Annotated in this window: 26 protein-coding genes; 15 read left to right on the top strand and 11 right to left on the bottom strand. The window is 70.0% G+C overall.

Features of this window, described 5'->3' with window-relative positions:
* Positions 1–97 precede the first annotated feature (97 nt).
* Positions 98–1,294, bottom strand: a complete 1,197-nt coding sequence (locus ABZ721_RS35150; protein WP_358792852.1) for an NADP-dependent malic enzyme — start codon at positions 1,292–1,294, stop codon at positions 98–100.
* Between the two features lie 505 nt (positions 1,295–1,799).
* Here ABZ721_RS35150 and ABZ721_RS35145 point away from each other — a divergent pair.
* From ABZ721_RS35145 to ABZ721_RS35130, 4 genes are all read left to right on the top strand, one after another.
* On the top strand, positions 1,800–2,756 hold the full coding sequence (locus tag ABZ721_RS35145; RefSeq protein ID WP_358792851.1) for an ABC transporter substrate-binding protein: 957 nt from the start codon (positions 1,800–1,802) through the stop codon (positions 2,754–2,756).
* Positions 2,757–2,786: 30 nt separating this feature from the next.
* On the top strand, positions 2,787–3,746 hold the full coding sequence (locus ABZ721_RS35140; protein ID WP_358792850.1) for an amino acid ABC transporter permease: 960 nt from the start codon (positions 2,787–2,789) through the stop codon (positions 3,744–3,746).
* Positions 3,743–4,510, top strand: a complete 768-nt coding sequence (locus ABZ721_RS35135) for an amino acid ABC transporter ATP-binding protein (protein WP_358792849.1) — start codon at positions 3,743–3,745, stop codon at positions 4,508–4,510. The genes ABZ721_RS35140 and ABZ721_RS35135 overlap by 4 nt, the downstream gene beginning before the upstream one ends.
* A gap of 177 nt (positions 4,511–4,687) precedes the next feature.
* A complete protein-coding gene (locus ABZ721_RS35130) occupies positions 4,688–5,317 on the top strand; it encodes a CGNR zinc finger domain-containing protein (RefSeq protein WP_358792848.1) in 630 nt (209 codons plus the stop codon).
* On the opposite strand, the gene sodX is transcribed toward ABZ721_RS35130, so the two are convergent.
* Positions 5,221–5,643: a nickel-type superoxide dismutase maturation protease gene (sodX, locus tag ABZ721_RS35125; RefSeq protein WP_358792847.1), complete on the bottom strand. Its 423-nt coding sequence runs from the start codon at positions 5,641–5,643 to the stop codon at positions 5,221–5,223. The genes ABZ721_RS35130 and sodX overlap by 97 nt on opposite strands.
* Before the next feature lie 140 nt (positions 5,644–5,783).
* Between sodX and sodN the strand changes: the two genes are divergently transcribed.
* Positions 5,784–6,179, top strand: a complete 396-nt coding sequence (gene sodN / locus ABZ721_RS35120; protein ID WP_164298766.1) for a superoxide dismutase, Ni — start codon at positions 5,784–5,786, stop codon at positions 6,177–6,179.
* 114 nt (positions 6,180–6,293) lie between these two features.
* Here the strand turns inward: sodN and ABZ721_RS35115 are convergent, their stop codons facing one another.
* Positions 6,294–7,265, bottom strand: coding sequence for a MurR/RpiR family transcriptional regulator (locus ABZ721_RS35115; protein WP_358792846.1), 972 nt, complete (start codon positions 7,263–7,265; stop codon positions 6,294–6,296).
* A 130-nt stretch (positions 7,266–7,395) separates the two neighbouring features.
* Between ABZ721_RS35115 and ABZ721_RS35110 the strand changes: the two genes are divergently transcribed.
* The 4 genes from ABZ721_RS35110 to ABZ721_RS35095 all read left to right on the top strand — a co-directional run bounded on the left by ABZ721_RS35110 (position 7,396) and on the right by ABZ721_RS35095 (position 10,624).
* On the top strand, positions 7,396–8,295 hold the full coding sequence (locus tag ABZ721_RS35110) for a pyridoxal-phosphate dependent enzyme (RefSeq protein WP_358792845.1): 900 nt from the start codon (positions 7,396–7,398) through the stop codon (positions 8,293–8,295).
* Positions 8,296–8,407: 112 nt separating this feature from the next.
* Positions 8,408–8,953 carry a GNAT family N-acetyltransferase gene (locus ABZ721_RS35105; protein WP_358792844.1) on the top strand — a complete coding sequence of 182 codons (546 nt, stop codon included), beginning with the start codon at positions 8,408–8,410 and terminating at the stop codon, positions 8,951–8,953.
* A gap of 182 nt (positions 8,954–9,135) precedes the next feature.
* A complete protein-coding gene (locus tag ABZ721_RS35100; protein ID WP_138350908.1) occupies positions 9,136–9,549 on the top strand; it encodes an anti-sigma regulatory factor in 414 nt (137 codons plus the stop codon).
* A gap of 109 nt (positions 9,550–9,658) precedes the next feature.
* Positions 9,659–10,624, top strand: coding sequence for an RNA polymerase sigma factor SigF (locus ABZ721_RS35095; protein WP_358792843.1), 966 nt, complete (start codon positions 9,659–9,661; stop codon positions 10,622–10,624).
* Between the two features lie 72 nt (positions 10,625–10,696).
* On the opposite strand, the gene ABZ721_RS35090 is transcribed toward ABZ721_RS35095, so the two are convergent.
* On the bottom strand, positions 10,697–11,116 hold the full coding sequence (locus tag ABZ721_RS35090) for a hypothetical protein (protein ID WP_358792842.1): 420 nt from the start codon (positions 11,114–11,116) through the stop codon (positions 10,697–10,699).
* 48 nt (positions 11,117–11,164) lie between these two features.
* Between ABZ721_RS35090 and ABZ721_RS35085 the strand changes: the two genes are divergently transcribed.
* Entirely contained in the window at positions 11,165–12,133 is a 969-nt protein-coding gene (locus ABZ721_RS35085) for a diacylglycerol kinase family protein (protein WP_358792841.1), read from the top strand.
* Between the two features lie 319 nt (positions 12,134–12,452).
* Positions 12,453–12,710: a WhiB family transcriptional regulator gene (locus ABZ721_RS35080; protein WP_138350912.1), complete on the top strand. Its 258-nt coding sequence runs from the start codon at positions 12,453–12,455 to the stop codon at positions 12,708–12,710.
* A gap of 148 nt (positions 12,711–12,858) precedes the next feature.
* Here the strand turns inward: ABZ721_RS35080 and ABZ721_RS35075 are convergent, their stop codons facing one another.
* The 6 genes from ABZ721_RS35075 to ABZ721_RS35050 all read right to left on the bottom strand — a co-directional run bounded on the left by ABZ721_RS35075 (position 12,859) and on the right by ABZ721_RS35050 (position 20,700).
* Positions 12,859–14,307, bottom strand: a complete 1,449-nt coding sequence (locus ABZ721_RS35075) for a PAS domain-containing sensor histidine kinase (protein WP_358792855.1) — start codon at positions 14,305–14,307, stop codon at positions 12,859–12,861.
* Between the two features lie 475 nt (positions 14,308–14,782).
* Positions 14,783–15,853, bottom strand: a complete 1,071-nt coding sequence (locus ABZ721_RS35070) for an SIS domain-containing protein (protein WP_358792840.1) — start codon at positions 15,851–15,853, stop codon at positions 14,783–14,785.
* Between the two features lie 43 nt (positions 15,854–15,896).
* A complete protein-coding gene (locus ABZ721_RS35065; RefSeq protein WP_358792839.1) occupies positions 15,897–17,441 on the bottom strand; it encodes a glycoside hydrolase family 3 protein in 1,545 nt (514 codons plus the stop codon).
* A complete protein-coding gene (locus tag ABZ721_RS35060) occupies positions 17,438–18,292 on the bottom strand; it encodes a carbohydrate ABC transporter permease (RefSeq protein WP_358792838.1) in 855 nt (284 codons plus the stop codon). Before ABZ721_RS35060 ends, ABZ721_RS35065 begins: the two co-directional genes overlap by 4 nt.
* On the bottom strand, positions 18,289–19,296 hold the full coding sequence (locus ABZ721_RS35055) for a sugar ABC transporter permease (RefSeq protein WP_358792837.1): 1,008 nt from the start codon (positions 19,294–19,296) through the stop codon (positions 18,289–18,291). Before ABZ721_RS35055 ends, ABZ721_RS35060 begins: the two co-directional genes overlap by 4 nt.
* Positions 19,297–19,404: 108 nt before the next feature.
* Positions 19,405–20,700, bottom strand: coding sequence for an extracellular solute-binding protein (locus ABZ721_RS35050; protein ID WP_358792836.1), 1,296 nt, complete (start codon positions 20,698–20,700; stop codon positions 19,405–19,407).
* Positions 20,701–21,019: 319 nt separating this feature from the next.
* Here ABZ721_RS35050 and ABZ721_RS35045 point away from each other — a divergent pair, with 319 nt between their 5' ends.
* The 3 genes from ABZ721_RS35045 to mctP all read left to right on the top strand — a co-directional run bounded on the left by ABZ721_RS35045 (position 21,020) and on the right by mctP (position 23,881).
* Entirely contained in the window at positions 21,020–21,802 is a 783-nt protein-coding gene (locus tag ABZ721_RS35045) for a GntR family transcriptional regulator (RefSeq protein ID WP_138351076.1), read from the top strand.
* 187 nt (positions 21,803–21,989) lie between these two features.
* A complete protein-coding gene (locus ABZ721_RS35040) occupies positions 21,990–22,256 on the top strand; it encodes a DUF3311 domain-containing protein (protein WP_358792835.1) in 267 nt (88 codons plus the stop codon).
* Positions 22,253–23,881: a monocarboxylate uptake permease MctP gene (gene mctP / locus ABZ721_RS35035; RefSeq protein WP_358792834.1), complete on the top strand. Its 1,629-nt coding sequence runs from the start codon at positions 22,253–22,255 to the stop codon at positions 23,879–23,881. The genes ABZ721_RS35040 and mctP overlap by 4 nt, the downstream gene beginning before the upstream one ends.
* Positions 23,882–23,905: 24 nt before the next feature.
* Here mctP and ABZ721_RS35030 read toward each other — a convergent pair whose 3' ends face one another.
* On the bottom strand, positions 23,906–24,880 hold the full coding sequence (locus tag ABZ721_RS35030; protein WP_358792833.1) for a helix-turn-helix domain-containing protein: 975 nt from the start codon (positions 24,878–24,880) through the stop codon (positions 23,906–23,908).
* 88 nt (positions 24,881–24,968) lie between these two features.
* On the opposite strand from ABZ721_RS35030, the gene ABZ721_RS35025 reads away from it, so the two are divergent.
* Positions 24,969–25,172 (top strand): hypothetical protein, encoded by a 204-nt coding sequence (locus tag ABZ721_RS35025; protein WP_358792832.1) that lies wholly within the window; start codon positions 24,969–24,971, stop codon positions 25,170–25,172.
* The last annotated feature ends 10 nt before the right edge of the window (positions 25,173–25,182 follow it).

The following is a 25,182-nucleotide window of genomic DNA, read 5'->3' as shown; positions in this document are numbered from 1 at the left end:
GGCATCGCGCTGTTCACGGCGGCCTCGGTGCTGTGCGGGCTCGCGCCCACGCTCTGGACCCTGATCGCCGCCCGGGCGGCGCAGGCCCGGAGGGGGGTCAGCGGCGGGCGACGCCCTCCGCCCGGGCCGCCGCCGCCACGGCCGCGGTGACCGCCGGGGCGACGCGGGTGTCGAACGGCGACGGGATGACGTGGTCCGCGCTGAGCTCGTCGGCGATGACGGCGGCCAGCGCCTCGGCCGCGGCGATCTTCATGCCCTCGGTGATGCGCGAGGCGCGCACCTGGAGGGCGCCGGCGAAGATGCCGGGGAAGGCCAGGACGTTGTTGATCTGGTTCGGGAAGTCGCTGCGGCCGGTGGCGACGACGGCCGCGTACTTGTGCGCGACGTCCGGGTGGATCTCCGGCGTCGGGTTGGCCATCGCGAAGATGAAGGCGCCCTCGGCCATGGTGGCCACCGCCTCCTCCCGCACGGTGCCGCCGGAGACGCCGATGAAGACGTCGGCCCCCTCCAGAGCCGTCTCCAGCGAGCCGGAAAGACCAGCCTTATTGGTGTACGAGGCCAGCTCGCGCTTGACGGAGTTCAGGTCGTCCCGTCCGGCGTGCACGATCCCCTTGCGGTCGGTGACGGCGACGTCGCCGATTCCCGCCTCGACGAGGATCTTGGCGATCGCGACCCCGGCCGCACCCGCGCCCGAGATCACCGCGCGCAGCTGCCCCAGCGACCGGTCGGTGAGCTTGGCGGCGTTGCGCAGCGCGGCGAGCGTCACGACGGCGGTGCCGTGCTGGTCGTCGTGGAAGACCGGGATGTCGAGGCGCTCCTGCAGCCGCCGCTCGATCTCGAAGCAGCGGGGGGCGGAGATGTCCTCCAGGTTGACGCCGCCGAAGGACGGCGCCATCCGCACCACGGTTTCGATGATCTCGTCGACGTCCGTGCAGGCCAGCGCGATGGGGACGGCGTCGACCCCGCCGAACTGCTTGAAGAGGATGGCCTTGCCCTCCATGACCGGCAGGGAGGCCTCCGGGCCGATGTCCCCGAGTCCGAGCACCGCGGTGCCGTCCGTGACGACCGCCACGACGTTGGACTTCCAGGTGTAGTCGTTCACCAGCTCGGGCTGCTCGGCAATCGCCGTGCAGACTTTCGCGACACCCGGCGTGTAGGCGAGGGAGAGATCGTCCGCGTCGCGCACCGGCACGGTCGCGGTCACCTCCATCTTTCCGCCGCGGTGCAGGGCGAAGACCGGATCGATGGGAAACGCGTCCGTATCGGTCCGAGGATTGACGATCTCCGCTGCCACAATTGACCCCTTTGTCTGATTTGGTGTCGAGGGTACTACCTCCGGAAATGGAGATAGGCGGGCTCGGCATCGGTACACCCAGGCACTTGAGTGGTCCTGAAGGCACCGGCGCCAGGCATGCCGCACGCATGCCGTGGGCCCCGGGATGAGGGGTAAGGATCCGTTCTACCGGAAGAGTGATTCCGCTGACGAGTCCAATTCGGTTCCGTCATCGGAGAGCGAATCGGTAGAAACGGCATACAGCGCGGCAAAAGGCCCTAATAGGGAGAAACCGCGGATACTGTGTGCGACTGGTCGGCGTGGCCCCACCGCGGTCCGGCCTTGGTGTGCCGGCCCGGTGAGAGCCCGGGGATCGCCCGTTATCCGATTTTGACACAACTGGACCACTGTCTGGGTCTGTCCGGATGGCAAGATGCGCACATCACACCGGGTGGCGACACTCGAACAGAGGTTTCCATCCACAGGCTTCCCCCACTCCGCCCACCTTCCGCAGGAGGAACCAGCAATGACCGCACGCACCACCCTTCGCTCGACCGCCACCTCTCGGATCACAGCGGTCGGCGCGATCGCGGTCGCGGGCACCCTGCTGCTCAGCGGCTGTGGCGACCAGACCAAGAAGGACGGCGGCTCCGACAGCACCGCGAAGACGAACAGCGCCCCGCTCTTCGGCAAGCTGCCGAAGGCGATCCAGGACGCCGGCGTCATCACCGTCGGCACGGACGCCACGTACGCGCCGATGGAGCTGAAGGAGGGCGGCACGATCGTCGGCGTCGACCCCGACGTCGCCGCCGCGCTCGGCAAGCAGCTCGGTGTGACCTTCAAGTTCACCAGCGGCACCTTCGACGGCCTGCTCGCCGCGATGCAGACCGGCCGCTACAACCTCGTCATGTCCTCCGTGAGCGACACCAAGGCCCGCCAGGAGGGCCTGGACGACAAGGGGCAGAAGACCGGTAAGGGCGTCGACTTCGTCGACTACTTCACCGCGAGCACCGGCATCCTGGTCAAGAAGGGCAACCCGGCGCACATCACCTCCGTCGACGACCTGTGCGGCAAGAAGCTCGCCGTCCAGCGCGGTACGACGTTCGAGGCGGCGGCCAAGGACCTCTCCAAGAAGTGCACGACCGGCGGCAAGTCCGAGATCTCCATCGAGTCCTTCCCGACCGACGCCGAGGCCCAGACCCGCGTCAAGGCCGGCGGAGCCGTCGCCGACCTCAACGACTCCCCGGTCGCCGCGTACATCGCCAAGACCGCGGGCGGCGGCAACGACTTCGAGTCCGTGGCCAACAAGTCCGACGCCGGGCCGTTCGGCATCGCCGTGGACAAGAGCAACACGCAGCTGCGTGACGCGATCAAGCTCGCGCTGGACGCGATCATCGCCGACGGCAGCTACAAGGCAGCCCTCGACAAGTGGGGCGCCGGCGACGGCGCGATCACCAAGGCCGCGATCAACGGCGGATCCTGACCCCACGCGCTCCACTGAAGGGCAGTCACCGTGACTGACAAATTCTCGAAGGAACCCGCCGACACGCCGCCGAGCGGGTGGGCCGGGACCGCCACCACCGCGGTCCCGGCCCAGGCCATCCGGGCGATCCCCGTACGGCACTACGGGCGCTGGGTGAGCGCCGTCGTCGTCCTGGCCGTGCTGGCCGGACTCGTGTACTCGTTCTCCCAGGGCGACGTGCGCTGGGCGACCGTGCCGGAGAAGCTGTTCGACGACTCCATCCTGACCGGCCTGTGGCACACCGTCCTCATCAGCGTCCTGTCGATGCTGATGGGTCTGCTGCTCGGCGTGCTCTTCGCCATCATGCGGCTCTCCAAGAACCCGGTGACGGGCGGCGTCGCCTGGCTCTACATCTGGTTCTTCCGCGGCACGCCGGTCTACGTGCAGCTGCTGATCTGGTTCAACCTGGCGCTGATCTTCCCGGTGCTGAACCTCGGGCCGATCTACAAGAACGAGATGGTCGAGGTCATGACCCCGTTCGTGGCCGCCCTGCTGGGGCTCGGCCTGAACGAGGGCGCCTACATGGCGGAGATCGTCCGGGCCGGCATCCAGTCGGTCGACGAGGGCCAGACCGAGGCGTCGCACGCGCTGGGCATGAAGCAAGGCCAGACGATGCGCCGCGTGGTGCTGCCGCAGGCGATGCGGGTGATCATCCCGCCGAGCGGCAACGAGTTCATCAACATGCTCAAGACGTCCTCGCTGGTCGTCGCCGTCCAGTACCAGGACCTGCTGCGCAGCGCGCAGGACATCGCCGCGAGCTCCTTCGCGACCATGGAGATGTTCTTCGTCGCGTCGATCTGGTACCTCGCCCTGACCAGCGTGTTCAGCGTCGGCCAGTACTACCTGGAGCGCCGCTTCGCCCGGGGCTCGCTGCGGAGCCTGCCGCTCACCCCGTGGCAGAAGATCAAGGCGAATCTCAGCACGTTGCGCCGTCCGGAGGTGGCCCGATGACCGTTCAGCCCATGGTCAAGGCCGAGGCCGTGCACAAGTCGTTCGGCCTGGCGCACATCCTCAAGGGGATCGAGCTGGAGGTCGCGCCGCGCGAGGTGTTCTGCCTCGTCGGCCCGTCCGGCTCGGGCAAGTCCACCTTCCTGCGGTGCATCAACCACCTGGAGCAGATCAACGCCGGCCGCCTGTGGGTCGACGGCGAGCTGGTCGGCTACCGGCAGAAGGGCGACAAGCTCTACGAGCTGAAGGACAGCGAGGTCGCGGCGAAGCGGCGGGACATCGGCATGGTGTTCCAGCGCTTCAACCTCTTCCCGCACATGACGGCGATCGAGAACGTCATGGAAGCCCCGATGCAGGTCAAGGGCGAGTCGAAGGCGACCGCCCGGGCCCGCGCGGAGCGGCTGCTGGACCGGGTCGGGCTGGCCGACAAGGCGGCCAACTACCCGTCGCAGCTCTCCGGCGGCCAGCAGCAGCGCGTCGCCATCGCCCGCGCGCTGGCGATGGAGCCGAAGCTGATGCTCTTCGACGAGCCGACCTCGGCGCTCGACCCGGAGCTCGTGGGTGACGTCCTCGACGTCATGCGCGGTCTCGCCGAGGACGGCATGACGATGATCGTCGTCACCCACGAGATGGGCTTCGCCCGCGAGGTGGGCGACGCGCTGGTCTTCATGGACGACGGCCTCGTCGTCGAGGCGGGCAGCCCCCGTGACGTCCTGAACAACCCGCAGCACGACCGCACCAAGGCGTTCCTGTCCAAGGTGCTGTGACCCGAAGGGACGAGGCCGGACGGCCGGGCGCGGAGCCCGGCGGTCCGGCCTCGGCCTGTCCGCGGCGCCCGCCGGGCGGCACCGTCGGCGTACCGTTCTCGCCGTCCGCCGAGCCGTAATACCCTGATAGCTACCTCGGTCATTACTGAGCCTAGAACGCACGGGTAAGGATCACACGTGGAACTGGCCTACTACTCCGAGTACGCCGTGCGCCTGGTCAACAGCGAGGAGCCGGAACGCGGGACGGACGACCTCACCGGGGTCGACGCCGTCCGCGCGCTCTTCGGCACCAGCACCCAGGCCGCCGCGCGCAGCACCGACGCCGACGTGCCCCGGCTGCGTGCCGTCCGCACCCGGCTGCGCGGGGTCTTCGAGGCCGCCGACGAGGGGGACGAGGTGCGCGCGGTGGACCTGCTCAACGCGCTCCTGCTGGAGTTCCCCGTCAGCCCGCAGATCTCCGGGCACGAGCACCTCGACGCGTCGGGGCGGCCCGACTGGCACATGCACCTCGCCGACCACGCCGCGACCGCCACCGCGGGGTACGCCGCCACCGCCTGCATGGGGCTCGCCTTCCAGCTCACCGAACTCGGCGTGGACCGGCTCGGCATCTGCGAGGCCGCCCCCTGCCGCAACGCTTATGTCGACACATCGACCAACCGGTCCCGGCGCTACTGCTCCGACCGGTGCGCGACGCGCGCGAACGTCGCGGCCTACCGCGCCCGCAAGCGCCTGGAGAACGAACGGTCGGCGCTCAGCGGCCGCACGCAGGACGCCGCCCACGACAGCACCCCGGCCACCGACCGCTGAAGCTCCCGCGGCGGCCGGAACCGCACCAGGGCCCGGGCGAGCACCAACTCGTCCGGCACCGTGCCGAACACGCTGCTGTCCGCGACCGACCCGAACGGGTTGTCCGCCAGCACCCACCAGCCGCCCTCACGGCGCTCCACGGCCCGCTTCACGATGAGCAGATCCTGCTGCAGGGGGTGGCGCAGGACCACGACGTCACCCTCCCGGACGTCGGCCGGACCGCTCACGTCGCGCACGAACAGCCGATCGCCCTCGTACAGCGTCGGGACCATCGAAGGGCCGGTCACCTCGACCGCGTAGCCCCGCCGGACTCGCCGCTCCCGCATGCTCTGCCTCCTCGTCCCTTCCTCCACCAGCCCCAGGGTGACACCAGACTTTTGTCCTAAGCCACCTGGGGCACCCGAGAAAACGACTCTCCTAGGGAGTAATCTCCCACCTGGAAAGACGATCACAAGGAAGGACAGCCATGTTCTCTCGCCTGTTCGCGCCGAAGGTCAAGGTCAGCGCCCACTGCGACCTGCCCTGCGGCGTATACGACCCGGCCCAGGCCCGCATCGAGGCCGAGTCGGTCAAGGCCGTCCAGGAGAAGTACCAGGCCAACGAGGACCCGGACTTCCGGACCCGGGCGATCATCATCAAGGAGCAGCGCGCGGAGCTCGCGAAGCACCACATCTCGGTGCTGTGGAGCGACTACTTCAAGCCGCCGCACTTCGAGAAGTACCCCGAGCTGCACCAGCTCATCAACGACGCCCTCAAGGCAGGCAGTGCTGCCAAGGCGTCGAACGACCCGAAGACGGGTGAGAAGCTCCTCGAGCTGATCGCCCGGATCGACACCATCTTCTGGGAGACCAAGAAGGCCTGAGCTCCACCTGGGCCCGTCGGCCTGTGACAACACCACGGTCACAGACCTGTCGCCCGTACCCGGTCCGCCTCGGCGCACCGGGTACGGGCGTTTCCGCGCTCCGGGCCCGGCAGTTCAGGAGCGGTCGCTCTCCAGCGCCTGGCGGGTGACCCGCAGCGCGTGGTCGGACTTCTCGTAGGTGCGCTGCGCCACGCAGACGAAGAGGCAGTCGACGACGACCAGTTGGCTGATCCGGCTGGCCATCGCGCCGGGCCGGAAGGTCGTCTCGCGGCCCGCCGACGCCAGGACGAAGTCCGCGAGCCGGGCGGCGGACGACTGCGGGTGGTTGGTGATGACGACGGTGGTCGCGCCCTGGTCGGCGGCCCGGCGCAGCGGCTCCAGGACGTCGCGGCTCTCGCCGGAGTGCGACACGGCCAGGAAGATGTCGCCGGGCCCGAGCAGGACCGCGCTGGTCAGGGCGGACTGGGAGTCGCCGTGCGCGTGGCACGGCCGCCCTATGCGCTGCAGCTTCTGGTGCAGGTCCTGCGCGACCAGCCCCGACGCGCCGACGCCGGCGATGTGCAGCTGGCCGCCGCCGCAGACGGCCAGCGCGGCGCCCAGCAGCTGGCCGGGGTCGAGCTGCGTCTCGGTCTCCAGGACCGCCTGGGACTCGGTGTGCACCAGCTTGGCCATCACCTCCGCGGGCGAGTCCTGCCGGGTGATCCCCGAGGTGAGGGTCGAGCGCGGGGCCTGCCGGGCGGCCGAGGCGGCCAGCGCCAGCCGGAGCTCGGGGTAGCCGGAGAAACCCAGTGCCCGCGCGGTCCTGACGATCGAGGAGTCGCTGGTGCCCGCCAGCGCGCTCAGCTCCGAGATGGTGCTCCGGGCGACCTGGGCGGGGTCCTCGACGATCAGCCGGGCGATGCGCGCGGAGGCGGGCGTCAGCGAGGGCAGCAGCCCGCGCACCGTCGCGGCGAGCCCGTCACCGGCCCCGGCCGGGGCCAGTGGGGCCGCTGGGGCCGGCGGGGCGGCCTGGGGTGGCGGGGAGGCCGGAAACTCCAGGTCCGGGCCGCCTGAGGGGTCTGTGCCGTTCGTGCCGTCCGTCTTCACGTGAGAAGAATGCACCGGGGGCGGCCCTTTTCGGGAGCTTCTTCCTTGCCCTGAGGGACTTCTGAGGCCATTGCGGCGGTTTGCGATCCACGGGCCGCCGCCCCCGTCCGCCCGGGGGGACAATGTTCCGGTGACCGCCCCCGGCCTGCCGCTCGACGCGCTCCACCCCCGGCTGCCCTCCCCGCTGGCCGCGATCGAGGACGACCGGCTCACCCGGCACGGCGTCCGGCTGCTGCTCAAGCGCGACGACCTGATCCATCCGGACCTGCCGGGCAACAAGTGGCGCAAGCTCCGGCTCAACCTCCAGGCCGCCGCGGACGCCGGACACGACACCCTGCTGACGTTCGGCGGCGCCTACTCCAACCATCTGCGCGCGACCGCCGCGGCCGGCCGGCTGCTGGGCTTCGCGACCGTCGGCGTCGTCCGCGGCGACGAGCTGGCCCGGCGCCCGCTGAACGCCTCGCTGGCCCGCGCCGCGGCCGACGGCATGCGGCTGGTGTTCGTCGACCGGAGCACGTACCGCCGCAAGGCGGAGCCGGACGTCGTCGCCGGGCTGCGGGAGCGCTTCGGCCGCTGCTACGTGGTGCCGGAGGGCGGCAGCAACCCGCTGGCGGCCCAGGGCTGCGCGGAGCTGGGGCGGGAGCTGCGCGGCGCGGCGGACGTCGTCGCGGTCGCCTGCGGCACCGGCGGCACCCTCGCCGGGCTGGCCGCGGGACTGCTGCCGGACGGCCAGCGCGCGATCGGCTTCCCGGTCCTCAGGGGCGGCTTCCTGGACGCCGCCGTCCAGCGGCTGCAGGAGGACGCGTTCGGCGCCAGGACGGGCGACTGGCGGCTCGACGAGCGCTTCCACCACGGCGGCTACGCCCGCACCACCCCCGAGCTCGACGCCTTCGCCGAGGACTTCGCCGTCCGGCACGGCCTGCTCCCGGACCGCGTCTACGTGGCGAAGATGCTGCACGGCCTGTTCACCCTGGCCCAGGAGGGCGCCTTCACCCCGGGAACCCGCCTGGCGGCCGTCGTGACCGGCTGAGGGCCGTCCAGGGCCCAGGCCGAGGACCCCGGCCGAGGGCTCCGGGAACGCAGGTGATCTCCACCACTTCCGAGCCGCTGTCGAGCCGCCGTCGAGCGCGTAATCTTGGTTCATGATCCGAGCCGCCACGCCCGCCGACGTCCCGGCGATCCACGCCATGATCCGCGAACTCGCGGAGTACGAAAAGGCGCTGGAGGAAGCCCGCGCGACGCCGGAGCAATTGCACGACGCCCTTTTCGGCGAGCACCCGGCGGTCTTCGGGCTGATCGCGGAAGCGGAATCCGCGGAGGATTCCGGGACGAATTCCGGGGACCGCACGGTGGGATTCGCCCTGTGGTTCCGGAACTTCTCCACCTGGACGGGTACGCACGGGGTGTACCTGGAGGATCTGTACGTCCGGCCCGAGGCGCGCGGCGGCGGCCACGGCAAGGCCCTGCTCGCCGAACTGGCCTCGATCTGCGTCACGCGCGGCTACGAGCGCTTCGAATGGGCAGTACTGGACTGGAACGATCCCGCGATCGGGTTCTACCGCTCCATCGGCGCCCTCGGGCAGGACGGCTGGACCGTGCAACGGCTGACCGGCGAACCGCTGCGCACCCTCGCCGACCTGGCACTCCACCCCGGCACGGGCAACGATGCGACATCTCTTTCGAATTGAGACCGCACACCCCTAGCCACTTTGTGTGCTCATGCGCTTACCATGGGTGACAGTCGTGGGGGGTCGGGCCAGGGCTCACTCATGGCGGCGGCAGTGCTCCGTCCGGGCGACATCGGGGCACAGATCGCGATAGCGTCGCTGGCGAACCAGAGCAATCACTGTGTGCCACCTTGGAGGTGAGGGTGTCCCAGATCGCAGGCGAGCCCGGGACGAAGGACTTCGTTGAGGTCCGGCTGCCCGCCGCGGGGGCCTATCTGTCGGTGCTGCGAACGGCTACGGCCGGTCTCGCGGCACGGCTGGACTTCACCCTCGACGAGATCGAAGACCTGCGCATCGCCGTGGACGAGGCGTGCGCGATCCTGCTGCAGCAGGCCGTTCCCGGCAGCGTACTGAGTTGCGTCTTCCGACTCGTCGGAGACGCTCTGTGGGTGAGAGTTTCGGCGCCCACGACCGATGGCCGCGCCCCGGAGCGGGACACCTTCGCCTGGACAGTGCTCTCCGCACTGGCCGGCGAGGTGGATGCCACGGTCGCGGAGGACAAGACCGTCAGCATCAGCCTGCACAAGAAGCGCGGTGCCGGCCCCGGACAGTCGTGAGGTCGCCAGATGCAGGCAGCCCGCAGGCGCGGACCCGAAGCAGGTCAGCGTGTCCCGGTCCCCCGAAGGGCCGGTAACGGTACAACCGTGCACGGAACGGGGAAACGCCATGAGTGCTGATCTTTCCCGGGAGGCAGCTCCCGGACCCCCGGCGGACAGCGGCACGCCCGCGGTGCGGGGCCGTGCCGCCGTACCCGCTCAGGCGTCGCCCGCCGGGGCGGCCGGGCGGTTCGCGGCGCGGCAGCACCCCGGGTCCCGTACAGATGCAATGGACGCGGCGGAGCAGGCGGATCCCATGGACCAGCAAGAGCAGCACGACCCGCATGACCGGGCCGGCGCCCGAGCGCTCTTCGTGGAGCTGAGCCGGCTCCCGGACGGCTCGCCGGAACGCGCAGAGCTGCGCAACCGGCTGGTGCGCATGCACCTGCCGCTGGTGGAGCACCTGGCGCGGCGCTTCCGCAACCGCGGAGAGCCGTTGGACGACCTCACCCAGGTCGCCACCATCGGCCTGATCAAGTCCGTCGACCGCTTCGACGTGGACCGCGGCGTGGAGTTCTCCACGTACGCGACTCCCACGGTCGTCGGCGAGATCAAGCGCCACTTCAGGGACAAGGGCTGGGCCGTCCGCGTCCCCCGCAGGCTCCAGGAGCTGCGGCTGGCCCTCACCACCGCCACCGGAGAGCTCTCCCAGCGCTTCGGCCGGGCACCTACCGTGCACGAACTGGCGGTCCAGCTCAAGATCACGGAAGAGGAGGTGCTGGAGGGCCTCGAATCCGCGAACGCCTACAGCACCCTGTCCCTCGACGTGCCGGACACCGACGACGACTCCCCCGCCGTCGCCGACACCCTCGGGGCCATGGACGAGGCCCTGGAGGGCGTCGAGTACCGGGAATCGCTCAAACCGCTCCTGGAGTCGCTTCCGCCCCGGGAGAAGAAGATCCTCATGCTGCGCTTCTTCGGCAACATGACCCAGTCCCAGATCGCCATCGAGGTCGGCATCTCCCAGATGCACGTCTCCCGGCTGCTGGCCCGCACCCTCATGCAGCTCCGCGAGAAGCTCCTCGTCGAGGAGTAGCCGGGGAGCGACCCGTGACAGCACGGCGGCCGGACGGATCCCTGGATCCGTCCGGCCGCCGTGTGTGCGGGCCTACGCCTGGCCGCGGTCCCCGATGCCGAGGGCGGCGGTCGTGGCGGGGTGGACGAGCAGGACGAGCCCGGCCAGCGCGACCAGGGCCAGGGCGACGCCCGCCGCGACGAGCGGTGCCGCGCCGTGCAGCAGCGTCCAGGCCACCGGCAGCGCCAGCAGCTGGATGATCAGCGCGGGGCCCCGGCTCCAGCGCCGGGCGTGCCGCAGCCCGTACGCGGCCGCCAGCGGGATCGCGCCGAGGGCGAGGACGGTGAGCGCCCCCACCACGGCGTTGCGGACGTTGTCGCTGTGCCCGGTCAGCGCCAGCACCAGCAGGACGAGCCCGCAGCCCGCCAGGGCGAGGCCTTCCAGGGCCGCGAGGCCCGCGGCGGCGGTCAGCCGGCGCGGGGTGGATGACGGGGTCGGGGGGATCTGGCTCACACCGGCCAGCGTAGCCCGGTGTACTTATGGGTAGGTACGCTTCCCCTCATGCGCGCACTTCTCGTGGTCAACCCTGCTGCCACCACCACCAGCGCGCGGGTACGTGACGTTCTGGCCCACGCCCTCGCCAGTGATCTGAAGCTGGACGTGGCGGCGACGGAGTACCGCGGCCACGCCCGGGACCTCGCCCGGCAGGCGGCCGAGGGCGGTGAGATCGAACTCGTCGTCGCGCTCGGCGGCGACGGCACGGTCAACGAGGTCGTCAACGGGCTCCTGCACAACGGCCCGGACCCCGACAACCTGCCGCAGCTCGCCGTGGTCCCCGGCGGGTCGACCAACGTGTTCGCGCGCGCCCTGGGGCTGCCCAACGACGCCGTCGAGGCGACCGGCGCCCTGCTGGACGCCCTGCACGACCGGTCGTCGCGCACGGTCGGCCTGGGCCTGGTGAGCGGCACCCCCGGCACGGAGGACGAGGGGGTCCCGTCGCGCTGGTTCACCTTCTGCGCCGGGCTGGGCTTCGACGCCGGCGTGGTCGGCCGGGTCGAACAGCAACGCGATCTGGGCAAGCGCTCGACGCACGCGCTCTACATGCGCCAGGTGATGCGCCAGTTCCTGGCGGAGACCCACCGCGGGGTCGGTTCGATCACGCTGGAGCGGCCGGACGCGGACCCGGTCTCCGGACTGGTGCTGTCCATAGTCTGCAACACCGCACCCTGGACCTACCTGGGCAATCGTCCGGTGTACGCGTCCCCCGAGGCCTCCTTCGACACCGGCCTGGACGTGCTCGGGGTGTCCAAGATGTCGACATCCTCGGCCATGCGCTACGCCACGCAACTGCTGCGTTCGAGCCCCGATCGAGGCCCGCACGGCAAGCATGTGGCGTCCTTGCACGACCTGACCGACTTCACCTTGCATTCGCAGGCGCCACTCCCCTTCCAGGTGGACGGCGACCACCTGGGGCTGCGAACCAGCGCAACCTTCACAGGCGTACGCCGTGCACTGCGTGTGATTGTGTAAGCGGAAGAGCCCAAAGTCCTTTTACTCGAACGTTTAGGCTGCCCTGCACCCCATGGAAGTACGGCTGTGATGCAGGCGACACCGAGGAATCAAAAAAAACTTTCCTGAAGGGGTTGTATCCGCAGCCCAGGTTTGCGAGTCTCTACATGGCGATCGGGACGGCCACCAACCGGAGTCCCTTGAGAGCCCGAATCCACACCACCTCACACCAGCGGGACTGCACCAGGAAACTGGGCGTAGTGCCGTGCCCTGTGAGGGGATTCGTGAAAGCGTTCACATTCACAAGCAACGTGCTTGTCACAAAGGAGTTGGAGCAGCCATGGACTGGCGTCATCGCGCCGTTTGCCGCGAGGAAGACCCGGAACTCTTCTTCCCCATCGGCAACACCGGTCCTGCGCTGCTGCAGATCGAGGAAGCCAAGGCCGTCTGCCGCCGCTGCCCCGTCATGGAGCAGTGCCTGCAGTGGGCGCTGGAGAGCGGCCAGGACGCAGGCGTCTGGGGCGGCCTCAGCGAGGACGAGCGTCGCGCAATGAAGCGCCGCGCCGCCCGCAACAGGGCCCGCAACGCCAGCGTCTGACGCCCGCGCCTTACCCCCGAGCCGCAGCGCGCAGCACCCGAATTCGTACGCGCAGCACACAGCATCCAGTGAGCCCCGACCGCCTGGCGGTCGGGGCTCACTGCTGTTCCCGCTCCCCGCTGTTCCCGACCGCCGTTCGAGCGAAGTCCTAGCCCTCGGCGGGGAGTTCCAGGACGACCCGGGTGCCGCCCTCGGGCGCCGGGACCATGTCGAACGTGCCCGAGAGCTCGCCGACCACCAGGGTGCGGACGATCTGCAGCCCGAGGTTTCCGGCCCGCTGCGGGTCGAAGCCCTCCGGCAGCCCGCGCCCGTTGTCCTGGACGGTGATGATCAGCTTGTCGCGGCCGACCACCGCGCCCACCTCGACCGAGCCGCTCTCCCCCGGGCCGAAGCCGTGCTCCAGCGCGTTCTGCAGCAGCTCGGTGAGGACCATCGCGAGCGGGGTGGCGACCTCGGCGGTCAGGATTCCGAAGCGGCCGGTGCGGCGGGCGGTGACCCGACCGGGTGAGATCTCGGCGACCATCGAGAGCACGCGGTCGGCGATGTCGTCGAACTCGACCCGCTCGTCCAGGTTCTGCGAGAGCGTCTCGTGCACGATCGCGATCGAGCCGACCCGGCGGACCGCCTCCTCCAGCGCCTCGCGCGCCTTGTCGGAGTCCATCCGCCGGGCCTGCAGCCGCAGCAGCGCGGCGACGGTCTGCAGGTTGTTCTTCACCCGGTGGTGGATCTCCCGGATGGTGGCGTCCTTGGTCATCAACTCGCGCTCACGGCGCCGCAGCTCGGTGACGTCGCGCAGCAGCACCAGGGAGCCGATGTGGGTGCCCTTGGGGCGCAGCGGGATGGTGCGCAGCTGGATGACACCGTCGCCGCCCTCGACCTCGGCCTCACGGGGCGCCCAGCCGCTGGCGAGTTTGACCATCGCCTCGTCCACCGGGCCGCGGGCGGGGGCGAGTTCGGTGGTGGCCTTGCCGAGGTGCAGGCCGACCAGGTCGGCGGCGAGGCCCAGCCGGTGGTACGCGGAGAGCGCGTTGGGGCTGGCGTACTGCACGACGCCGTCCGCGTCGAGCCGGATCAGCCCGTCGCCGGCGCGCGGCGCCGCGTCCATGTCGACCTGCTCGGCGGGGAACGGGAAGGAGCCCGCGGCGATCATCTGCGCCAGGTCCGAGGCGCTCTGCAGGTAGGTCAGCTCGAGCCGGCTGGGGGTACGGACGGTCAGCAGGTTGGTGTTGCGGGCGATGACGCCCAGCACCCGGCCCTCGCGGCGGACCGGGATCGACTCGACCCGCACAGGGACCTCGTCGCGCCACTCGGGGTCGCCCTCGCGGACGATCCGGCCCTCGTCGAGCGCCGCGTCCAGCATGGGGCGGCGGCCGCGCGGCACCAGATGGCCGACCATGTCGTCCTGGTACGAGGTCGGGCCCGTGTTCGGCCGCATCTGGGCGACCGAGACGTACCGCGTGCCGTCCAGGGTGGGCACCCACAGGACGAGGTCGGCGAAGGACAGGTCGGAGAGCAGCTGCCACTCCGAGACCAGCAGGTGGAGCCATTCGAGATCGGAGTCGTCGAGGCCGGTGTGCTGGCGTACGAGGTCGTTCATGGAGGGCACGTCTGCGAGCGTACAGGCCGTTTCGCGCCATCCGCGCCCGGCCTTTTTCCACTGATGGCCGCCTTGGCATGGACAAGGGAGAATGGTCTAGTCCACAATGGGACCGAACAGACCTCCATCCTCCCCGCACAGGAGGGTGGATCGAGGCCAGGCGTTCTCTGCCCTGACTACGCCGCGGCCTCACCGGTCGGCTCCTGGCGGGCCACGGGGAACCGCACACCCCGTAGGCCACGGCGCCGACAGCAGCTCCGGGCTGCGGTGCTGGAAGGGCTGAGGGTCCCTTCCCGGCGCCGCGGCCCGTGGCGTTTTCCGGCCCGGTTCACAGCCCGGTTCACGGCCCGGCCCCGGCACCCCTCCCGGCACGGCCCCGGCACCGTTCCCGCGGTCCGCCGCACCCCCTCCCCCGCAGACGCAAGGCCCCGTCGCGACACGCGACGGGGCCTTGCTCGTCCTACGGGCCGTACGGTCAGTGCGTCTCCGTCACCTTGGCCAGCGCACGCGGGGCGTCCGGGTCCTGGCCGCGGGCGATGGTGACCTCGTAGGCCAGCATCTGCAGCGGCAGGATCTCCAGGATCGGCTGCACCTCCTCGGCGACGCCCTTCGTCGGCAGGGCGAAGCCCGCCGAGGCCGCGTCGACCTGCGCCTGGGGGCCGATGACCACCAGATCCGCACCCCGGCCGCGCAGCCGGTCCAGGACCGGCTGGAGGGCCTCTCCGCCCTTGCCCTCGGTGACGATGGCGATCACCGGCGAGATGTTGTCGACCATCGCCAGCGGGCCGTGCAGCAGATCCGCGCCCGAGTACGCCAGGGCCGGGATGTAGCTGGTCTCCATCAGCTTCAGCGCGGCCTCCCGGGCGGTCGGGTAGCCGTAGCCGCGGGACGTGATGACCATGCGCTCCGCGAAGCGGTAGCGGCCGGCCAGCGCCTTGATCTCGGCGCCGCGCGCGAGGATCCCCTCGGCCAGGTCCGGCAGCACGTCGGCGGCCTCCCCGGTCCCGCCGCGCAGCCCCTCGACGAACAGGTACAGCGCCAGCAGCTCGGCGGTGTACGTCTTCGTCGCCGGCAGCGCCTTCTCCGGGCCCGCCAGCACGTCGATGTGGAACTCGGAGACCTCGGCGAGCGGGGAGTCGGGGTTGTTCGTCACCGCGACGGTGATGGCGCCGGCCTCGCGGGCCGCCCGGGTGGAGGCCACCAGGTCGGGCGAGCCGCCCGACTGGCTGACCGTGATCACCAGGCAGTCCGTGAGGTCCGGCGTCGCGCCGTACGCGGTGGTGGTGGACATGGAGGTCAGCCCCGCGGGCTTGCCGAGCAGCACCTCGATCAGGTACTTCGCGTACAGCGCCGCGTTGTCGGACGTACCGCGGGCGGTGAGCAGCACGAAGCGCGGCTCGCGCGCCGCGACCTGCTCGGCGACGGCGCGGATCCGGGGTGCCCCCCGCTCCAGGATGCGGCGCAGCACGGCGGGCTGCTCGGCCATCTCGCCGGACATGATCCGGCCCGGTATCGGGTGCTGCCGGGCCGGAGTCGGGGCGGACATGCGGTGGGCCTCCAGGCTGTCGCTGATCTCGTCGCCGCGCCGGTCAGACCCCGGCTTCCTTGCCGGCGATGACCTCAGCGGCCGCTTGCCCGCACACGCGGGCCGCGCCGTGGGTCGCGATGTGCAACGCCCCGGACGGCGGCGCCTGGGGCACCCCCATCTCCACCACGACCGAGTCCGGCCGGGCGGCGAGCAGGGCTTCCAGCGCGTCGGCCATCCACGGGTGGCGGTGGACGTCACGGACCACTGCGACGATCCTACGGTCGGACGCCGACTGCAGCACTTTCGCGCACAGGCCGTCCACGCCGCCGTCCGCGGTGTCCGCCTCGCGGAAGGTGCCGGTCACGGTGCCGGGCAGCAGCCGCTCCAGCTCCGCCGCCACGCCCCAGGGCGTCTCGGAGCCGACCGCGATGTTGGCGACCGGGGTGAAGGCGGCCACGTACGGCGCGGTCGCGACCGGTACGTACTCCTCCGTCCGGGTCACGCGCACGGCCCGGCGGGCCGCGATGAGGCCGACCTCGGGGTCGGGTGCGGTCCCCTCCGCCGCACCCGACCGCTCGGCCGTCCATGCCGCGAGCGAGCGCACCCGGGCGGCGGCGTCGGCGAGCCGCTCCTCGGGCAGATCGCCGTCGCGCACCGCACGCACGATGGCGTCGCGCAGCCGCAGCACGGTCTCCTCGTCGGCGAGTCCGCCGCCGACACAGATGGCGTCGGCGCCGGCCAGCAGCGCCATGACGGTGCCGCGCTCGATGCCGTACGTCGCCGCGATGGCCTGCATCTCGATGCCGTCGGTGACGATGAGGCCGTCGTAGCCGAGGCCGCCGTCCGCGACGGGCGCCCGCAGCAGCCCGTTGAGCGCGCTGGGGCTGAGCGTGGCGGGCCGGTCCGGGTCGAGGGCCGGCACCAGGATGTGGGCGCTCATCACGGCCTTGGTCCCGGCGGCGACGGCGGCCTGGAAGGGCACCAGTTCACGGTCGCGCAGGATCTCCAGGCCGACCTCGATGTTGGGCATCGCGTGGTGCGAGTCGACGGCCGTGTCGCCGTGGCCGGGGAAGTGCTTGGTGCAGGCCGCCACCCCGGCGGACTGCAGCCCGGTGATGTACGCGGCCGTGTTGCGCGCGACCAGGTGCGGGTCGGAGCCGAAGGACCGCACGCCGATGACCGGGTTGCCCGGGTCGGAGTTGACGTCCGCGGACGGCGCCCAGTTGAAGTTGACCCCGCAGGTGCCGAGCCGGCGGCCGAGCTCCGCCGCCACCTCCTGCGTCAGGTCCGCGTCGTCGACGGCGCCGAGCGCGAGGTTGCCGGGGAAGGACGAGCCGTTGCGCGCCTCGAGGCGGGTGACGTCACCGCCCTCCTCGTCGGCCGCGACCAGCACGTCGGCCCGTACCGCGCGCAACTGCGCGGTGAGCGCGGACAGCTGCTCGGGCGATTCGATGTTCCGGGAGAACAGCGCCACGGAGCCGAGCCCCTCGGCGAGCCGGAGCAGCAGCCACTCGGGAGCGGTGGTCCCGACGAACCCCGGCTGCAGGACGGCGAGCGCGTCCCGCGTGAGGGTGTCGGGGGCGGAGTCGATAGAAATGACGGTCATCCCTTCACCGCCCCGGCGGTCAGACCGGAAGCGACCTTGCGCTGGACCAGAACGAAGAAGATCACCACGGGCAGGGCCACCAGGATGGAGCCCGCCATCAGCGCGCCGAAGTCGGTGCCGCGCTGGCCGGTGAAGTTCAGCAGCCAAATGCTGAGTGTGTACTTGTCGTTGTCCTGAAGGAGGACGTAAGCGAAAAGATATTCGTTCCACGCCGTCATCAGGGCGTAGATCGAGGCGGCGACCAGCCCGGGGGCCAGCAGCGGGAAGACGACCCGGCGGAAGGCGGCCATCTGGCTGCAGCCGTCGACCATGGCCGACTCCTCCAGCTCCTTGGGGATGTTGACGATGAACCCGCGCAGCATCCACACCGAGAAGGGCAGCGTCGTCGCCGCGTAGACGACGATGACGCCCCAGTACTGGTTCAGCCCGCCCATGTCGTTGAGCTGGATGTAGATCGGGATCAGCATCGACGTGCCGGGGATCATCTGGATCAGCAGCAGCGTGATCATCAGACCGCGGCGGCCCCAGAAGTGGAAGCGGCCGAGCGCGTAGGCGGCGAGCAGCCCGACGCCGATGGCGATCACGACCGCGAACAGCGAGATGATCACGCTGCTCCGCACGTTGTCCCAGAAGTTGGGCATGTCCATCGCCCGGTCGAACTGGTCGAACGTGATCGAGCTGGGCCAGAGCTTCTGGTCGTAGCTGAGGATCTCGGTACTGGGCCGCAGGGCGGTGATGACCATCCAGTAGACCGGGAAGCCCATGACCACGAAGGTGATCAGGCCGAGGATGTTCCAGCCGATGCGGTTCTTCTTCTTGCTCTTGTACGTGACCTTGACGGCGGTAGTCACTCGACCTCTCCGATCTTCATCAGCTGGCGCAGGTAGTACACGGAGACGCCGGACAGCATCACCACGGTGATGATGGAGATCGCGGCACCCCGGCTGAAGGAGTTGCTGGTGAACGCCTGGGTGAAGGAGTAGAGGCCGAGCAGCTGGTAGTCGGGCTCCGGGTGGTTGTTGCGCATCAGGAGCACCTGGCCGAGGACACCGAAGTCCCAGATGATCGAGAGCGTCGTCGTCATGACGAAGACCGGCTTGATCACCGGGAAGGTGACGAACCGGAAGATGCCGAAGCCGCTGGCGCCGTCGATCCTGGCCGCCTCCTCCAGCTCCTTCGGCACCTGGGTGAGCGCCGAGTGCAGGCTGATGGCGATGAAGGGGATGGCCGCCCAGATCACCAGGGCGGCGATGATCGCCAGCCCCGAGTTGGGGTCGAGGAACCAGTTGTGCCCGGCGTAGTCGACTCCGGGGAGCTTGCTGAGCAGCTCGTTGACCAGCCCGTAGTCCGAGTCGAACATGAACTTGAAGACCGAGGTGGAGACCAGCAGCGGCATCGCCCAGACGGCGACCATCGCGCTGGTGATCATCACCCGCAGCCAGGGCGACACTCGCTGCAGCAGCATCGCTATGAGAAGCCCGAGCAGCATGGTGAAGAAGACGCAGACGGCGACGAAGACGGCCGTGCGGATGAACACGTGCCAGAACTCGGAGTCCCCGAGGATCTCCGTGTACTGGTCGAAGCCGACCCACGGGGGTGTCGTGCCGCCCCAGAGGTTGTTGCGGCGCATGTCCTGGAAGGACAGCACCACGGTGTCGATCAGCGGCCAGCCGAGGACGCCGGCCATGACCAGCAGGGCCGGGGTGATCAGCAGGTACGGCAGGGTTCTGTTCTGCCGGGTGGCCGGCCGGCGGCGGCCGCCCCGCCCTGGTGCGGGCAGGTGCTGAGCCGGTGGCGGACTCTTGGCGAGACCCCGCTCCAGTGGCTCGGTGGCATGCGTGTCGGCGGCACTCATCTCGCTGACCTTTCTTCGTCGTCCTTGCCGGTGCGGAGGCGGACGGCCCACGACTGTGGGCCGTCCGCTCCTCAGGCCGTTCTCCCCGCCCGCGGGCGGGGCCTGGGATCAGGAGGCGTTGTTGATCAGCGAGTTGATCTTCTCGTCGGCCGCCTTGGTGGCGTCGGCGATGGACTTGCCCTTGATGATGTCGAGCAGCATGTTCTTCAGGATGTTCTGCTTCTCGATGGTGGCCCAGCCCGGAGCGATCGGGGTGAACCAGGCGTCCGGCACCGCGTTGGCGATCGGCGCGGTGGCCGGGTCCGTCTTCAGCGGCTCGAGCTGCTTGGTGTTGTTCGGGAGGATCTTCTTGCTCGCCAGGACGGCTTCGGACTTCTCGCTCGTGAAGGCGGCGATCCACTCCTTGGCCAGGTCCTGGGCCTTGGACTTGCCGACGACGGCGAGGTCCGAGCCACCGATGAAGGACGGCAGGGCCTTGCCGTTCGGGCCGGGCATACCGGCCGTCTTGATGACGTCCTTCAGCTTCGGGTTGCCGGGCGCCTTGGTGTCGACGACGCTGCCGGACTCCCAGCCGTTGCCGTAGATCAGCGCGGTCTTCTCCTGGGCCATGACCGCGGCGTGGTCGGCCTCGTCCTTGGTCTTGTCACCGTGGTTGTACTTGGTGACCAGCTCGATGAAGTGCTTCAGACCCTCCTGGGCCTCCGGGGTGGACAGCGTGCCGGTCCACTTGCCGCCGTCGTACTTGGCGATCTGGCCGCCGTACGCCTTGACGTAGGACATGGCCGCGTACCAGTACTCGCCCGGCAGGTAGAGCGGCGAGTACGCCTTGTCCCCGCCCTTGGCCGCCTGGATCTTGTCCAGGGCCGCCGTCAGGTCGGCCTCGGTCTTCGGCAGTTCGGCCGAACCGGTGGCGCTCTGGAAGACGGCGGTGTTGTAGATCGCCACACGGGCACCCGCGTAGTAGGGCACGCAGTAGAGCTTGCCCTGGTACGAGCAGGTGTCCTCAAGGCCCTTGATCCACGTGGCCGAGTTCTCGAACTTGGTCTTGTCGACCTCGGCGAGGGCGCCATTGAGGATGTAGGTCATGGTCTCGGTGTTGCCGAGCTCGACGACGTCCGGGGCGCTGGAGCCGGAGAGCGCGGCGTCCAGCTTCTGGACCTTGTCGCTCCACTGCTGGTACTGCACCTTGACGGTGACGTTCGGGTACTTCGCCTTGAACTCGTCGTTGACGCTCTTGACCAGCTCCGGCCAGGTGCTCTGGGCGTCACTCATGAGCCAGACGGTCACCGTGTCCTTGCGGTCCGCCGGCTTCGCGGCCGACTCGTCCTTCTTGTCGCTGCCACACGCTGCGACGCCCGCGATCATGGTCGCGACACCGATTGCCGCGATGAGCTTGCGCTTCATGCCACCCTCCTCAGGATGCCCGAAACCACCCCCCACGGCCCGAAATCCGGCTGCCGCGAGACACGACAAATGCCGCGTCCTGCTTGTGGGTCTGGGATTGGTCTTTAATGGTTTAGACCAGTGAGCGCAGCTTGGCCTAGACCTTTAGGGGTGTCAAGGGTGTATAAGAAGCGCTGTCGGGTCTGTTATCGGACCGACACCTGAGGGGGACGTCACCTGCCATCGCCTCCCTGCACCACAGCAGCCCGTGCCACCATGTGAGCCGCGATAGACGGAGGAGCCGGTGACGGCAGCACGACAGCAGTCGGGAGTAGACGTCATGGACAGCGACGGGGGCGGCGGCACGCCGGCATCGGACGTGCCGGAGACGGCGGGCGCCGCCGGGCGCACCGCGCGTGTGCCCAAGTACTACCGCCTCAAGCGACATCTGCTGGACATCACGCAGACGATGCCGCCCGGCACACCGGTGCCGCCCGAGCGCACGCTCGCGGCGGAGTTCGACACCTCCCGCACCACCGTGCGGCAGGCACTGCAGGAACTGGTCGTCGAGGGGCGCCTCGAACGCATCCAGGGCAAGGGGACCTTCGTCGCCAAGCCGAAGGTCTCCCAGGCACTGCAGCTCACCTCGTACACCGAGGACATGCGCGCCCAGGGCCTGGAGCCCACGTCACAGCTCCTGGACATCGGCTACATCACGGCGGACGACCGGCTCGCCGGTCTGCTCGACATGAAGACCGGCGGCCGGGTGCTGCGCATCGAGCGGCTGCGGCTCGCCAACAGCGAGCCGATGGCGATCGAGATCACCCACCTGTCGGCGAAGCGCTTCCCCGCGCTGCGCCGCAGCCTCGCCAAGTACACCTCGCTGTACACGGCGCTGGCGGAGGTCTACGACGTGCGGCTGGCCGAGGCCGAGGAGACCATCGAGACCTCGCTGGCCACCCCGCGCGAGGCGGGGCTGCTGGGCACGGACGTCGGCCTGCCGATGCTCATGCTGTCCCGGCACTCCATCGACACCACGGGCGAACCCGTCGAATGGGTGCGCTCGGTCTACCGGGGCGACCGGTACAAGTTCGTCGCCAGGCTGAGCCGCCCCACCGACTGACCGCGCGAGACTCTCGCGGCCCGGACCGCGACCCGGGCCGAAACCCGCTCCGATCCACCCGATTCCCCCCTCGTCAGGGATCGAGTCCGTACCGATATGCGGACCGCTAGTGACGTGTGGCGGAGTGCTGCCCTAGATTTCCTGCGCATTACGCAGGAGATTCGCTCTAGGGGACGGAGCCGAGAAGATGTCAGCACCACCGCAAACACCGCCTACGCCCAACCGCACACCGGTCGTCACGCCCTCGCGCGTGGTGGCCGGTGTCTGCCTGGTCATCCCGCTGGTCGCGATGTTGTGGGTCAGCTCCTACGCGCGGCTGACGCCGGAGTTCATCGGCATCCCGTTCTTCTACTGGTACCAGATGGCCTGGGTCTTCGTCTCGGCCGGACTGACCACGATCGCCTACCTCCTGGTCCGCCGTGAGGAACGCGCACGCAAGGGGGCCTCGTCATGAGCGGTGGCGTCAACGGTGTGGCGCTCGGCGTCTTCATCTTCTTCTTCGTGGCGGTCACCGCCATGGGCTTCCTGGCGGCCCGCTGGCGCCGCGCGGAGAACGCGCTGAGCCTCGACGAGTGGGGCCTGGGCGGCCGGAGCTTCGGCACCTGGATCACCTGGTTCCTGCTCGGCGGCGACCTGTACACCGCGTACACCTTCGTCGCCGTCCCGGCGGCGATCTACGCGGCGGGCGCGGCCGGCTTCTTCGCGGTGCCGTACACGATCATCACGTACCCGCTGGTCTTCCTCTTCCTGCCGCGGCTCTGGTCGATCTCGCACAAGCACGGCTACGTGACGTCCTCGGACTTCATCCGCGGCCGCTTCGGCTCCAAGGGCCTGTCGCTGGCGATGGCCGTCACCGGCATCCTCGCCACGATGCCGTACATCGCGCTGCAGCTCGTCGGGATCCAGGCGGTCCTCGACGTCATGGGCGTGGGCGGCGGCGAGAACTCCAGCTGGTTCGTGAAGGACCTGCCGCTGCTGATCGCGTTCGGCGTGCTCGCGGCGTACACGTACTCCTCCGGGCTGCGGGCGCCCGCGATGATCGCGTTCGTCAAGGACGCGCTGATCTACATCGTCATCGCGGTGGCGATCATCTACATCCCGTACAAGCTCGGCGGCTTCGACGACGTCTTCGACAAGGCGGGCAAGGCGTACGCCACCGTCAACCCGGCGACCGGCAAGCCCCGCGGCTCGCTGGTCTCCGGGCCGCAGGCGCAGTGGGCGTACGCGACCCTGGCGCTCGGCTCGGCGATGGCGCTCTTCCTGTACCCGCACTCGGTGACCGCGGTGCTCTCCGGCAGGAGCCGCAACGTCATCCGCCGCAACACCACCATCCTGCCGCTGTACTCCCTGATGCTGGGCCTGCTGGCCATGCTCGGCTTCATGGCGCTGGCGGCCGGGGTCGGCGTCGGGGTGAAGGGGTACAACCCGCAGACCGCCATTCCGCAGCTCTTCGAGGACATGTTCCCGGACTGGTTCGCGGGGGTGGCGTTCGCCGCGATCGGGATCGGCGCCCTGGTGCCCGCGGCCATCATGTCGATCGCCGCGGCGAACCTGTTCACCCGCAACATCTACAAGGACTTCATCAAGCCCGACGCGACCCCCGCGCAGGAGACCAAGGTCTCCAAGCTGGTGTCGCTGCTGGTGAAGGTCGGCGCGCTGATCTTCGTCCTCACCATGGACAAGACGGTCGCGATCAACTTCCAGCTGCTCGGCGGCATCTGGATCCTGCAGACCGTCCCGGCCATCGTCGGCGGCCTGTTCACCCGGTGGTTCCACCGCTGGGCGCTGCTGGGCGGCTGGGCCGTGGGCATGTTCTACGGCACGTGGAAGGCGTACGAGCAGCACACCCCGGCGCAGAAGCACTTCGCCGGCAACGCCGACCTCATCCCGTACATCGGCGAGAAGGGGTACATCGGCCTCACGGCGTTCGTGCTCAACGTCGTCGTCGCCGTCGTCCTGACCTTCGTGCTGAAGGCGTTCAAGGCGCCCGAGGGCGTCGACGAGACGTCCCCCGCGGACTACACGGCCGACTCCGGCGAGCCCGGGGTCAAGGAGGAACTGCCGCTGGCGGCGTCCTGACGCCTGCCGGCCGGGGACCCGGTGTCACGCGCTCGGCGCGGGCACCGGGTCCCTGAACGTCCGGCGGTAGGACTGCGGGGTGGTTCCCACCCACTGGACGAAGTGGTGGCGCAGGGTCGCCGCGCTGCCGAAGCCCGCGCGGGTGGCGATCGCGTCCATCGTCTCGTCCGTCCCCTCCAGCAGCTCGCGCGCCAGCAGCACCCGCTGGCCCAGCAGCCAGCGGTACGGCGTGGTGCCCGTCTCCTGCTGGAAGCGGCGGGCGAACGTGCGCGGCGACATGTGGGCGCGGGCGGCCAGCTCCTCGACGGTGACCTCGCGGTCCAGGTGGCGCTCCATCCAGGTCAGCACGGCGCCCACGGTGTCGCACTGGCCGCGCGGCAGCGGCCGGTCCACGTACTGCGCCTGGCCGCCCTCGCGGTGCGGCGGCACCACCATGCGCCGGGCGATGCCGTTGGCGACCGCGCTGCCCTGCTCCTTGCGGACCAGGTGCAGGCAGGCGTCGATGCCGGCCGCCGTGCCCGCCGACGTGATCACCGGATCGTCGTCCACGTACAGCACGTCCGCCTCGACCCGGGCGAGCGGGAAGCGGCGCTGCAGCGCCTCGGTGTGCCGCCAGTGCGTGGTGCAGTTCCGCCCGTCCAGCAGCCCGGCCGCGCCCAGCACGAACGCCCCGGAGCACACGCTGAGCACCCGGCCCCCGCGCTCCACCGCCCGGCGCAGCGCCCGCAGCAGCTCCGGCGGGTACTCCGCCTGCTCGGGGAAGGCGCATCCGGCGGGGACGGCGATGAGGTCCGCCTCCTCCAGCCGGTCGGGGCCGTGGGGCGCCGAGACCTGCATGCCGTTCTGCAGCTGGACGGGGGACGTGCCGAGGCCGACGACGGCGAAGTCGTAGACCGGAAGCCCCTGCTCACTGCGGTCGATGCCGAAGACCTCGCAGACGACGCCGAGTTCGAAGGCGTGTCCGCCGTCCATCAGAACCACTGCCACGTTGTCCAGCATGGCTCCAGCATCCCACTTGGCAGGAATTTGCGGTAGTGCGTCAGTACTGCCACTCCCGGTCGGGGCCGCCCGCGCCGAAAATAGATGCATGAACACATTCCTCGGCTACCTGGCCGCCACCGCCCTGATCCTCCTGGTCGCCCTCCCGTCCCTGATCGCCTTCCGCGCCGAGCTGCGCATCTCCCGCCAGATCCGTGCCGCCCGCGCCGCCGAGCGGCTCCACGAGGAGCGGTCCGCGAAGGCCCGCCGGGCCGGAGAACTGACCCGCGGCTCCTTCAGCCCGGTCGTCTGAGCGCGCCCGA

Origin of the sequence: Streptomyces sp. NPDC006733 (genome assembly GCF_040636125.1) — a bacterium.
GTDB lineage: Bacteria > Actinomycetota > Actinomycetes > Streptomycetales > Streptomycetaceae > Actinacidiphila.
Note: the sequence above shows the minus strand (reverse complement) of the source record. Positions and strands in the feature narration are given on the sequence as shown.